Origin of the sequence: Nocardia sp. NPDC058519 (genome assembly GCF_042719755.1) — a bacterium.
In the GTDB taxonomy this organism is placed as follows: Bacteria; Actinomycetota; Actinomycetes; order Mycobacteriales; family Mycobacteriaceae; genus Nocardia.
Genome location: NZ_JBHXNK010000025.1, coordinates 18827 through 31279 on the forward strand (window position 1 = coordinate 18827; position 12453 = coordinate 31279).

Here is a 12453-nt window from a genome sequence, read left to right on the forward strand (position 1 = left end):
GTGTTAGGGGAGCCTAACAGGTGCAAATGTGTGGTTGATGTCGTACCGACCGTACAAGATGTGATCACGACGAAACCATGTCGGAAAGCGAGAACGGACCGCGCCCGGTAGCGTTGAAAGACCGGGACTGGGAGGAGCAGCATCATGAGCCCCAACGAGAATTCGGATTCGGCGGCCTGGCGAGAGCTCGAGGCGGTACGCGCCGAGTCGGCTGCTCTTCGCAGGCAACTCGCCGATTCGCCGGATCGCGCACGCGAATTGGAAGCCAGGATCGATTCGCTGACCATCCGCAACGGCAAGTTGATGGACACGCTCAAAGAAGCGCGCCAACAGCTGATCGCGTTGCGTGAGGAAGTCGATCGCCTCGGCCAGCCGCCGAGCGGCTACGGCATCGTCATCCACGCGTACGAGGATCAGACGGTCGACGTCTTCACCTCCGGTCGCAAGATGCGCCTCACCTGCTCGCCCAATATCGACGCTGACGCACTGGAATACGGCCAGACCGTGCGCCTCAACGAGGCACTCACCGTCGTCGAGGCAGGCAATTTCGACGCCATCGGCGAAATCGGCACGCTGCGTGAGATTCTCGACGACGGCAGGCGCGCCCTCGTGGTCGGCCACGCCGACGAAGAGCGGGTGGTGTGGCTGTCGGGTCCGTTGTCCAAGATCGCCGAATACGACGACATGGCAGACCCCGATCAGCCGATTCGCAAACTGCGGCCGGGTGATTCGCTGCTGGTCGACACCAAGGCGGGCTTCGCGTTCGAGCGGGTTCCCAAGGCTGAGGTCGAAGACCTTGTGCTGGAAGAGGTTCCCGACGTCGACTACACCGACATCGGTGGTCTCGGCCGTCAGATCGAGCAGATCCGCGATGCGGTGGAACTGCCCTTCCTGCACAAGGATCTGTTCCGCGAGTACGCGCTTCGCCCGCCCAAGGGTGTGCTGCTCTACGGTCCGCCCGGATGCGGTAAGACGCTGATCGCCAAGGCGGTGGCCAACTCCCTCGCCAAGAAGATCGCCGAATCGCGTGGTCAGGATGCCAAGGAAGCCAAGTCGTTCTTCCTCAACATCAAGGGCCCCGAGCTGCTCAACAAGTTCGTCGGTGAGACCGAGCGACACATTCGCATCATCTTCCAGCGGGCGCGTGAGAAGGCCTCCGAGGGCACCCCGGTGATCGTGTTCTTCGACGAGATGGACTCGATCTTCCGTACCCGTGGCTCCGGTGTGTCCTCCGATGTGGAGACCACCGTTGTGCCGCAGCTGCTTTCGGAGATCGACGGTGTGGAGGGGCTCGAGAACGTCATCGTGATCGGTGCGTCCAACCGCGAGGACATGATCGACCCCGCGATCCTGCGGCCCGGTCGTCTCGATGTGAAGATCAAGATCGAGCGCCCCGACGCGGAATCGGCGCAGGACATCTTCTCGAAGTACCTCACCGAGACGCTGCCGCTGCACGAGAGCGATCTGCGCGAGTTCGACGGCGACAAGCAGGCATGCGTCGAGGCGATGATCGAGAAGGTCGTCGAGCGGATGTACGCCGAGAGCGACGACAACAGGTTCCTGGAGGTCACCTACGCCAACGGTGACAAGGAAGTCCTGTACTTCAAGGACTTCAACTCCGGCGCGATGATCCAGAACATCGTCGACCGCGCGAAGAAGTACGCGATCAAGTCGGTGCTCGACACGGGTAACCCGGGTCTGCGGATCCAGCACCTGTTCGATTCGATCGTCGACGAGTTCGCCGAGAACGAGGACCTGCCCAACACTACCAATCCCGATGACTGGGCACGGATCTCGGGCAAGAAGGGCGAGCGGATCGTCTACATCCGTACGCTCGTCACCGGCAAGAACGCCTCGGCCAGCCGCGCGATCGACACCGAGTCGAACACCGGTCAGTACCTCTAGTCACGATCCAGGAAAGGCCGCGTCCCGGCGGGGGCGCGGCCTTCGTGGTTCTGTTCGGATTATTTTCACCGAAACGCTGCGCGACGGGAAGTGAATAGGGCACGCTTCACTTGTTCGTTTCACCTGATGAGGACTTACGAGGAGCGTTGACATGGCCGGTTCCGCCGCTGAATTGCTGACCGAGATCATCCTGCAGACCATCCAGAACCTGTTCAGTTCGATCAGCGCCGGCTGATCCAGCAGCTCTACGACGAGGGCCGCGTCTCCCGAACTCCGGGAGACGCGGCCCTCGGCCGTTGATCAGCCCTGTGCGGTGGTCACCGCGTTGAAGACCACGTCGGCCACGGGCGTGCCGTCGGCGCCGCCGCCCGCCACGCCTGCACCTGCGACATTGGTGAGCGCGTTCAGGCCCTCGGTGATCGTGCCGAAGGGCGTGTAGTTCGGCGGCAGTTGGGTGTCGCGGTAGACCAGGAAGAACTGGCTACCGTTGGTGCCGGGGCCTGCGTTGGCCATCGCCACGGTGCCGGCCGGGTAGACCGCGCCCGCGAGATTCTCGTCGCTGAACTTGTAGCCGGGGCCGCCCATGCCGGTCGCGGTGGGGTCGCCGCACTGGAGCACGAAGATGCCCTGGGTGGTGAGCCGGTGGCAGCGGGTGTGGTCGAAGTAGCCCTCACCGGCGAGGAAGGCGAACGAGTTCACCGTGCGCGGGGCCGCGGCGGCGTCGAGCGCGATCGTGATCGTGCCGCAGGTGGTTTCGAGGGTGGCGGAGTGGCTCGCGGCGGTGTCGATGGTGAGCGCGGGTTCGGCCGGCCACTGCTTGCCGTTGGGCTGACCCGCCGCGGCCGGGGTGCAGCCGGGGATCACGGCCTGATGCCGAGGGACGGTCTGCGCGGCGGGGGCCAGCGCCACGAGGGCGGCCGCGGCGATACCGACGCCGAAGAGTGCGCGAATGAACGGTCGGTCCTGCGAAATGCTGGTCACCTTGGCGGGATCTCCTCGAAAACGGGTGCTACCGGACGATGTACCGCGCATCCTGCCAGCCGCACCGGCCCGCGTGGGGACAGACCACCGGATCCGGTCCGCTCGTCGTGTGATCGACACAGAATCACGGTCTCTCGGGCCGATCGAGGGGTCGAATGGAGTGCGTCAGCGCGCCCGCAGGCGCCACAGTGTGGTCGTCTCGGCGGTGCGGGCCGCGGCGAGGGGGTCGTCGCGATCGGTGGCGCGCGGGTGGCGCGGACGGGTGGTGAGCTTGCCGAGCACGTACAGGCCCGACTCGTCGACCAGGCGCGGGATGTAGTCGGCCGGGCGCAGGCCGAGCAGTTCGGCGAGGTCGGACAGCACCAGCCAGCCCTCGCCGTGAGGGGTCAGGTGCGCGCGCAGATCGCGGGCGAACTCGGTGAGCATCGACTGATCCTGGTCGTAGACACCGCGTTCCAGGTCCGAGGTGGGGACACCCGGTAGCCATGGCGGGTTGCACACCACGAGATCGGCTCGGCCGGGCGGGTAGAGGGCGGGTCCGGTCACGGCGATCGCCTTCGCGAAGCCGAGGCGTTCGGCGTTGTCCTTCGCGCAGCGCAGGGCCCGTGGATTGATATCGGTGGCGACGATCTCCGGGACCCCACGCTTGGCGAGCAGAGCGGCCAGTACGCCGGTACCGGTGCCGAGATCGAAAGCGGTGCGGATCTCGGGATCGAGCGGTGCATCGGCGACGAGATCCACGTATTCGCTTCGGGTGGGCGAGAATACGCCGTACCCGGGGTAGACGCGGGCGCCGAGCGCCGGTACTTCGACACCCTGTTGCTGCCAGCGGTAGGCGCTCAGGACGCCGAGCAGTTCGGTGAAGGTGACCACGCGCGATGCGGTCGCCGGACCATAGGCCGCCTCGCAGGCGGCCGCGACGTCGGGTGCCCGGCGCAGGTCGAGGTCGAAGTCGGCGTCGAGCTGGATCAGCAGACTGCCGAGAATACTTGCGCGCGTGCGCCTTCTGACTCGCTCGTGCTCATAGAGCGCGCCGAGACCGCCGGTGGATGGCTGCTTGACGGGCTTCCGGTCGGCGCGACGGCCGAGGGCCTGCAACAGCTGGCGACCGTTGTTGTAGTCGCCCTGCCACAGCAGCGCCTCACCCGCCCTGATGCGGCGATACGCGTGATCGGCCGAGAGCCGGTCGTCGGCGGTGGTGACGGTGCGTGGTGCGGGCGCGCCGTTCTCCGAATGCCAGACGGCGGTCTGCTGAATGTGGTCTTCGGTCCAGGCGATGGTGGACACGGCACTGCCGCCTTTCCGAGAGGGATCGCCCATTCTGCCGGATCGGCCCAGGCTGACGTCATCTAGGCACAGATTCTGTCCGAACGTGCTAAATTCTGACCATGCGGCCAGAAAATTATCCGGAGGGGCAACAGCGGTCGTTCATCGAGGAGGCGCGGCGCCGCCAGATCATCGCCTCCGCCGCCGAGGTGATCTCGGAGGTCGGCTACGCCAACGCGTCCCTGGCCCGGATCGCCGAGCGCGCGGGGATCTCCAAGGGGGTGATCTCCTATCATTTCGACGGCAAAGACGAGCTGATGTCGCAGGTCGTGATCCAGCTGTTCGTCTCCGGCGCCGAGTTCATGGGCCCGTTTGTCGAGGCGGCGGTCGCCGACGGCGCCCGCGCGATCCTGCACGCCTACCTGTCGTCGAATCTGCAGTTCATCGACAACAACAGAAGCTACGTCGCCGCGGTCTCCGACATCGTGCTCAACCTGCGCGGACCGGATGGCACGCTGCGGTTCGACACCCCCGATGGGGACCGGGAGATGATCGCGCCGCTGGTCTCGGCGTTGGCCGAGGGGCAACGCACCGGCGAGTTCGGCGACTTCGACCCGACCGTGCTCGCGCGGTTGATCCGGGACTCGATCGACGGCGTCGCGAACCGGGCGGTGCGCCAACCCGATTTCGACATGCGCCACTACCGCACGCATCTCATCCAGATGTACGACGCGGTGACGAGGAAGGACGACAAACGATGACGACGATTACGGCATCCACAGAACCTGTTGCGGCACGGGAGATTCCACCGTTCGCCACGCTCGGTGTCGGTGCGATCGCGCTGCCGGCCGCGATCGCCTTGTTCGCCGTGCTCGGGCAGTACGGATTCTTCGGCGACGAGTTGTACTTCCTTGCGGCGGGCGGCCACCTGTCGTTCAGCTACGCCGACCAGGGCCCACTGGTGCCGCTGATCGCGCGGTTGATGGATGTGATCGCGCCGGGTTCGCTGGTGGCACTGCGACTTCCGGCGCTGTTGGTCACGGTGGCGGGCATCGTCCTCGCCGCGGCGATCGCGCGGGAGTTCGGCGGTGGGCGCGGCGCGCAGCTGATCAGCGCGGCCGCCTACGCGACGTCACCGTTTCTGCTCGTGCAGGGCGGCCAGCTCGCGACCAATTCGATCGACGGGCCGCTGTGGGTGCTGATCACCTGGCTGCTCGTGCGCTGGGTGCGGACCCGCGCCGATGTGCTGCTGGTCTGGGCGGGGATCGTCACCGCGATCGACATGCAGGTCAAATGGCTCATCCCGGTCTTCTGGATCTGTTTCGGGATCGGCGTGCTGGTCTACGGGCCGCGCGAGCTGTTGCGCAGGCCCGCGCTGTGGATCGGGGCCGCGATCACCGCGGTCTCGATGGTGCCCAGTGTGCTGTGGCAGGCGGCGAACGGGTGGCCGCAGCTCGAGATGGGAGCGGTGGTCAGCGCCGAGCAGGAGACGATCGGTGGGCGGCTGATCTTCGTGCCGCTTGCCCTCGGCGCGGCCGGGCTCCTCGGCGCGATCCTGCTGGTCTACGGCACCGTCCGGTTGTTCCGCGCGGAATCGTTGCGGCCCTATCGGTTCCTCGGGCTGGTGGTCGTGCTCGTCGTCGTCGCGTTCGTGGCCACCGGAGGGCGGCCGTACTACGCCGTCGGCGTCTATCCGGTCGCGATGGCCGCCGGTGCGGTGGGGCTGGTCGAGGCCAGGGTCACCTGGCAGCGGATCGCCGCGGTTCCGGTGATCGCGCTGTCGGTCGTCCTCGCGGCGGGGTCGCTGCCATGGCAGCCGGAGTCCTCGATCCCGCCGAGTACCGGTGGCATCGACCTGTTGCTGCACGGCAAGTTCGGTTGGCCCGAGCTGGCCGCGTCGACCGACCTCGCGTATCAGGCGTTGACGCCCACCGAGCGTGCGCACGCGGTGATCGTCGCCGAAAGCTATTGGCAGGCAGGGGCTCTCGAAACCTACCGGCAGCCCTACGACTGGCCGGCGGTGTACAGCCCGAATCGTGGGTACGGCTACCTCGGTACGCCACCGGACTCGGCGACCACGGTGCTCTATGTCGGTGGGGAGCTGGAGGAGTTGCGCGCGCACTTCGGATCGGTGACGCCGATCGGCCGGGCGGATGCCCGACTCGGCTACGCGGGCGTCACCCGCGATGTGACGATCTGGCGATGCGACCAGCCGGTGCGGCCGTGGTCGCGAATGTGGACCGAAATGCGTGAGATGTAGTGCGCGCGAGGATATTACCGCGCACAGTGGCACGTCAGGTTCGTGGCGACCGTGAGCCGGGATGGCGGCGGCGGTTGGGTCGTGGTGGTGGCTGAGTGGGAGTCGCGAGGGGTCGGAGTCGCGGCGATGATAGGTCAGGGGCGGCGGATGCGCCGGTAGGTGGGCGTGGCGGTGGTAGCGGCAGCGAGTTCGGTGGCGAGCCAAGCGATGTCGGTGTCGCCGATAGCGCCCAGCGTGAGACGCAGATGGTCGCCGGCGGGCCTGTCGCCCGCCTCGAACGGGCCGCCCGGCGCGGCCTTGATGCCCGCGGCGGCGAGGCTGATCATGGCGGCGTTCTCGTCGGAGACGGGAAGCCAGAGGTTGATGCCGTCGCCCGCGGCCACGATGACATCGTGCCGGGCGAGCGCACGGCGCAGCACGGTAGCGCGCCTGCGGTATTCGATGCGCGCGCTCGCGACGGTGGCGCGGGCATCGGGGTCGTGGAGCATTGTCAGCAGCACGCGCTGTAGTAGTCGGCTGGACCACCCGGGCCCGAGCATCCGCCGCTCGACCACCGGATCGAGCAGTGCCGCGGGCCCACCCGCGACGGCCAGACGCAGATCGGCACCGTGGGACTTCGAGTAGGAGCGGATGTAGACACCGCGATCGGGGAAGCGCGCGGCGAGCGAGCGCAGCGGGGTGGTGGCGATGCCGGCGGAGTGGTCGTCCTCGATGATCAGCGCCGGGTGCGGGCCGAGCAGAGCGGCCAGTTCGCGGACTCTGGCGGCGCCGAGGGAGGCACCGGTCGGGTTGTTGGCGCGCGGCTGCACGATCACCGCGCGCGGCGCCGGTCCGTCGAAGGCACGCGCGAATTCCGCAGGCCGGAAACCGGATTCGTCTAGGCGGACGGCGACCGGGCGCGCGCCGAGGCGGGCGAGCAGATCGAGAAACGGTGGGAAGCACGGGTCCTCGACGATCACCGGATCACCGAAGCGCACGTGTGCGGCGAGCAGCCGGTCCACCGCGTCGAGGGCGCCGTCGAGGACGGTCAGTCGTTCACACGGCCACGGCCAGTCCGCGCGCAGCGTCTCGGCGAGCGCGGGCAGCACCGCCTCGCCGAGATAGTGGGCCGACAGATCGCCCGGCGCGGTGTCGCGCGAGAGCGCGTGCAATGCGGCAGCGAGGTCGGGCAGGAGCGCCGGATCGGGGGTGCCACGGGACAGGTCGACGCGAAAAGCGTTGTCGGAGTGCGAGTGCAGGCGCTGATACCGGCCGATCGGCGCCTCCTGCTTCGCCCCGACGAAGGTGCCCGCCCGTCCCCGCGCGGTGATCGCGCCGGTCGCGGCCAGCGCCCGCCACGCCTGGCTGACGGTGGCGGGGGAGACCCGGAGTTCACGGGCCACCTCGCGCACGGTGGGCAGCCGGGTGCCCGGCGCGAGTGCTCCCGAGCGGATGCGGCGGCCGATGGCGGCGGCGATCCCCGCGGCGGTTCGTTCGTCGAGATCCCCGGCGAAATCCGCGGGCAGTGCGGTCGGCGAGGCTTCGGTCATGTGCCCATTCTGCGCCGGTCGTGCGCGGCCGATCGGGGGCGCCGCCAAGGTTTACGGCACCGAAACTGTTTCCGCACTCTTGTAACACAACGGAATCAGATGTAGGTGCAGTATAACAAAGCATGGGAATCGTCAGAGCGGCGCTCGTCCAGACCACCTGGACCGGTGACAAAGAATCAATGATCAAGGTTCACGAGGACTACGCCAGGGAGGCAGCGGCGCAGGGTGCGCAGGTGATCTGCTTCCAGGAGTTGTTCTACGGCCCGTATTTCTGCCAGCTACAGGACGCCAAGTTCTACGAATACGCCGAATCGGTGCCGGGCCCGACGACAGAGCGATTCGCCGCACTGGCCGCCGAGCTGAACCTGGTGATCGTGCTACCGGTCTACGAGCGCGAGATGGACGGGCTGCTCTACAACACGGCGGCGGTGATCGACGCCGACGGTTCCTACCTCGGTAAATACCGCAAACATCACATCCCGCAGGTGACCGGATTCTGGGAGAAGTTCTACTTCCGGCCGGGCAACCTCGGCTGGCCGGTATTCGACACCGCGGTCGGCAAGGTAGGCATCTATATCTGTTACGACCGCCATTTCCCGGAGGGCTGGCGGGCCCTCGGCCTCGCGGGCGCGGAAATCGTGTTCAATCCGTCGGCGACGTCGAGGGGGCTTTCCAGTTATCTGTGGAAACTCGAGCAACCCGCCTCGGCGGTGGCCAACGAGTATTACGTCGGCGCGATCAACCGAGTCGGTATCGAGAGCGAATACGGCGACGACGACTTCTACGGTACGAGCTATTTCGTCGACCCCGAGGGGAAGTTCGTCGGCGAGGTCGCCTCCGATACCTCGCCGGAATTGGTTGTTCGTGATCTTGATATGGATCTGATCAAAATCGTGCGCGAGCGATGGGCCTTCTATCGCGACCGTCGCCCGGATGCCTACGGACCGTTGGTGAACCCCTGATGCGCACCTTCATCCACGGCGGGACGGTGGTGAGCGCCACCGGGTCCCAGCTCCTCGACGTCCTGATCGAGAACGAGACGATTGTCGCTGTCCTGCAACCGGGTTCGACCGCGCTCGGCGCCGATCTCGCCGCCGATGCCGACACGGTGATCGACGCGACCGGCAAGTACGTGATCCCCGGCGGCGTCGACGGGCACACCCACATGCAGCTGCCGTTCGGCGGCACCGAGGCCAGCGACACCTTCGAAACCGGAACACGGGCCGCGGCCTGGGGCGGCACCACCACGATCGTCGACTTCGCCGTGCAGAAACCGGGCCAGCGGGTGCAGGACACCCTCGCCGAATGGCACGCCAAGGCCGCCGGGCTGTGCGCGATCGACTACGGGTTCCACCAGATCATCGGCGACGTCAACGACGAATCCCTCAAGGGGATGAGCGAACTCGTCAGCGAAGGCGTCACCAGCTTCAAGCTGTTCATGGCCTATCCCGGCGTCTTCTACTCCGACGACGGCCAGATCCTGCGCGCCATGCAGTCCGCGGGCGACCTCGGCGCCCTGATGATGATGCACGCGGAGAACGGCATCGCCATCGACGTCCTCGTCGAACAGGCCCTCGCACGCGGCGACACCTCGCCCTACTTCCACGGCACCAGCCGCCCGTGGCAGATGGAAGCCGAGGCCACCCACCGCGCGATCATGTTGGCGCAGCTGACCGGTGCTCCGCTGTACGTAGTGCACGTATCGGCCAAACAGGCGATGGAACAGATCGTGACGGCGCGCGACAACGGGCGCAACGTGTTCGCCGAAACCTGTCCGCAGTATCTGTACCTCTCGCTCGAAGAACAGTTGGGCGCACCGGGTTTCGAGGGTGCCAAGTGGGTCTGCTCGACGCCGCTGCGCTCACGCGCCGAGGGTCATCAGGACGAGCTGTGGCGCTTCATCCGCACCGGTGATGTCACCGCGGTGAGCACCGACCACTGCCCGTTCTGCATGAAGGACCAGAAAGAGCTCGGCGTGGGCGATTTCAGCAAGATCCCGAACGGGATCGGCGGTGTCGAGCACCGGATGGACCTGCTGTTCCAGGGTGTCAAGGACGGGCGGATCTCCCTCGAACGGTGGGTGGAGGTCTGCTGCACCAACCCGGCCAGGATGTTCGGCATGTATCCGCGCAAGGGCGTGATCAGTCCGGGTGCTGATGCCGATGTCGTGATCTACGACCCCGACGGGCACACCAGCATCGGCCTCGGCAAGACCCACCACATGAACATGGACCACTCCGCGTGGGAGGGCTTCGAGATCGACGGACATGTCGACACCGTCCTGTCCCGCGGCCGGGTGATCGTCGACGACGGCGCCTACCACGGGCGCGCCGGGCACGGTCGATTCATCCGGCGCGGTCTGTCACAGAACCTTCTGTAGAACCAACTGTCGAAACGGAGAGTGCCGATGGACATCGGAGTCGTCCTGCAGTGCACACCACCCTCGTCGCGGGTGATCGAACTGGCCAGAGTGGCCGAGACCCACGGGTTCTCGCATGTGTGGACCTTCGATTCGCACCTGCTCTGGCAGGAGCCCTACGTGATCTACAGCCAGATCCTGGCCGCCACCCGCAAGGTGATCGTCGGCCCCATGGTCACCAACCCGGCGACCCGGGACCGGACGGTGACCGCGTCCACCTTCGCCACGCTCAACGAGATGTTCGGCAACCGCACGATCTGCGGCATCGGGCGCGGCGACTCCGCGGTCCGCACCCTCGGCGGCAAGCCGACGACATTGGCCACGCTGCGCGAATCGGTCGAGGTGATCAGGGAACTCGGCAACGGCCGCGGCGCTCGCGTCGGCGACACCGAGGTGCGCTTTCCGTGGGCCGCCGACTCGCGGCTCGAGGTGTGGGTGGCCGGGTACGGGCCGAAGGCGCTCGAATTGACCGGGCAGGTCGCCGACGGGTTCATCTTGCAACTTGCCGACCCCGACATCACCGCCTGGACCATTTCCAAGGTGCGTGCCGCGGCCGAGGCTGCAGGTCGTGATCCGCTGTCGGTGAAGATCTGTGTCGCCGCGCCCGCCTATGTCACCGATGGATCGGAGGCCGGACTCGAACACGCCCGCGACCAGTGTCGCTGGTTCGGCGGCATGGTCGGTAACCACGTCGCCGACATCGTCGCGAAATACGGTGCGGGCGGCGATGTTCCGGCGGCGCTGACCGACTACATCGCGGGCAGGCAGGGCTACGACTACAACCTGCACGGGCGCGCGGGCAATACGCATGCCGATTTCGTGCCCGACGAGATCGTGGACCGGTTCTGCCTGATCGGGACCCCCGACCAGCAGCTAGCCCGGTTGTGGGAGCTCGAGAAGCTCGGCGTCGGCCAATTCGCGGTGTATCTGCAGCACGACGCCAAGACCGCAACGCTCGAGGCCTATGGCGAGCAGATTCTGCCGCGGCTGAACAAGCAGGTCACCGCGATACAAGCGGCTGGTCTGTCATGATCACCGATCTCGCGCTGGTATGGGCGTCGAACACCGGCGCGCACAGTATTGCCGCGACGCTCGCCGGGCAACGGCGAGTGGACCGCAGGGTGGGAGTGCGTCGGTGACTACGGCAACCATCGATCCGGCGACAGCTGTTGTCCCGCAGAAGATCCGAGCCTCCACGCCTGGTCGGACCCGGTTGCTGCGCGCGGTCTACGCGGTGAGCGCTTTCGTGCTCGTGGCGGTGATCTGGGAGCTGGTGAAGGTGCTGGTTCCCGCCGACGGCGTGAGCATCGCGGGCACCCGAGTGCTCCCGCGCACCAGCGACGGCGCCCTGCCGCACGTATGGGCCGTGTTCACCGTGCTCGGTGAGGCGGACGGCAAAGGCACCGTCGGTGAAACACTGTTGCGCACAGGGATGTTCACGCTGGGGCTGTCATTGCTGGCGCTGTTGCTCGGGGCGGTGGTCGGCGTGGCGCTGGCGGTCGCGATGCAGCGCTTCGGCTGGCTCGAACGCGGACTGCTGCCGTATGTGGTGCTCTCGCAGACGGTTCCGCTGATCGCGCTCGCACCACTGGTGGCGGCATGGGGCGGCAAACTGTCCATCGGCGGTGAGCCGTGGCGGCCGTGGATGAGCATCGTCGTGATCGCGGCCTACCTCGCCTTCTTCCCCATCGCGATCGGGATGCTGCGCGGCCTGCAGACACCGTCGGCGGCCTCGGTCGAATTGATGCGTAGCTGCTCGGCCGGTTGGTGGGCGACACTGACGCGCTTGCGGTTTCCCGCCGCCGTTCCCGCACTCGTTCCCGCGCTACGGCTGGCTGCCGCGGCCGCGGTGATCGGTGCGGTCGTCGCCGAGATCTCCACCGGCACGGCGGGCGGGATCGGACGGCAGATCATCGTGTTCTCCCAGCAGGCCACCGGCGATTCGGCCCGGCTGTACGCCGCCGTCCTGGCCGCCGCGCTGCTCGGCGTGGTCCTCACCGCGCTGGTCGGGCTGGTGGAGCTGGTACTGCGCCGCTACAGCCACCCGCCGGGCACCGGCGCGTCGAGCGAGGGCTGATGAGCGTCGCCGAAAC

10 protein-coding genes are annotated in these 12453 nt (G+C 67.1%); 7 read left to right on the top strand and 3 right to left on the bottom strand.

Going from position 1 to position 12453, the window contains the following annotated elements:
- Nucleotides 1-144 precede the first annotated feature (144 nt).
- The gene (gene arc / locus ACFWPK_RS25000; protein WP_266290003.1) at nt 145-1905 is read left to right on the top strand and encodes a proteasome ATPase; all 1761 of its coding nucleotides are present in this window, start codon (nt 145-147) and stop codon (nt 1903-1905) included.
- A gap of 300 nt (nt 1906-2205) precedes the next feature.
- Here the strand turns inward: arc and ACFWPK_RS25005 are convergent, their stop codons facing one another.
- Together ACFWPK_RS25005 and ACFWPK_RS25010 are read right to left on the bottom strand one after the other, a co-directional pair.
- Complete coding sequence (locus tag ACFWPK_RS25005; protein ID WP_378919624.1) at nt 2206-2886, bottom strand: peptidylprolyl isomerase; 681 nt, start codon at nt 2884-2886, stop codon at nt 2206-2208.
- 165 nt (nt 2887-3051) lie between these two features.
- Nucleotides 3052-4173 carry a methyltransferase gene (locus ACFWPK_RS25010; protein ID WP_378919626.1) on the bottom strand — a complete coding sequence of 374 codons (1122 nt, stop codon included), beginning with the start codon at nt 4171-4173 and terminating at the stop codon, nt 3052-3054.
- 101 nt (nt 4174-4274) lie between these two features.
- Between ACFWPK_RS25010 and ACFWPK_RS25015 the strand changes: the two genes are divergently transcribed.
- Together ACFWPK_RS25015 and ACFWPK_RS25020 are read left to right on the top strand one after the other, a co-directional pair.
- Nucleotides 4275-4913: a TetR/AcrR family transcriptional regulator gene (locus ACFWPK_RS25015; protein WP_378919628.1), complete on the top strand. Its 639-nt coding sequence runs from the start codon at nt 4275-4277 to the stop codon at nt 4911-4913.
- A complete protein-coding gene (locus tag ACFWPK_RS25020; protein WP_378919630.1) occupies nt 4910-6412 on the top strand; it encodes an ArnT family glycosyltransferase in 1503 nt (500 codons plus the stop codon). Before ACFWPK_RS25015 ends, ACFWPK_RS25020 begins: the two co-directional genes overlap by 4 nt.
- A gap of 134 nt (nt 6413-6546) precedes the next feature.
- On the opposite strand, the gene ACFWPK_RS25025 is transcribed toward ACFWPK_RS25020, so the two are convergent.
- On the bottom strand, nt 6547-7941 hold the full coding sequence (locus ACFWPK_RS25025; RefSeq protein ID WP_378919632.1) for an aminotransferase class I/II-fold pyridoxal phosphate-dependent enzyme: 1395 nt from the start codon (nt 7939-7941) through the stop codon (nt 6547-6549).
- A 122-nt stretch (nt 7942-8063) separates the two neighbouring features.
- Between ACFWPK_RS25025 and ACFWPK_RS25030 the strand changes: the two genes are divergently transcribed.
- From ACFWPK_RS25030 to ACFWPK_RS25045, 4 genes are all read left to right on the top strand, one after another.
- Nucleotides 8064-8903: a nitrilase-related carbon-nitrogen hydrolase gene (locus tag ACFWPK_RS25030; RefSeq protein ID WP_378919634.1), complete on the top strand. Its 840-nt coding sequence runs from the start codon at nt 8064-8066 to the stop codon at nt 8901-8903.
- Complete coding sequence (gene hydA / locus ACFWPK_RS25035; protein WP_378919636.1) at nt 8903-10321, top strand: dihydropyrimidinase; 1419 nt, start codon at nt 8903-8905, stop codon at nt 10319-10321. Before ACFWPK_RS25030 ends, hydA begins: the two co-directional genes overlap by 1 nt.
- A 27-nt stretch (nt 10322-10348) precedes the next feature.
- Complete coding sequence (locus ACFWPK_RS25040; RefSeq protein WP_378919638.1) at nt 10349-11392, top strand: TIGR03842 family LLM class F420-dependent oxidoreductase; 1044 nt, start codon at nt 10349-10351, stop codon at nt 11390-11392.
- A 103-nt stretch (nt 11393-11495) separates the two neighbouring features.
- On the top strand, nt 11496-12437 hold the full coding sequence (locus ACFWPK_RS25045; RefSeq protein WP_378919640.1) for an ABC transporter permease: 942 nt from the start codon (nt 11496-11498) through the stop codon (nt 12435-12437).
- Nucleotides 12438-12453: the final 16 nt, after the last annotated feature.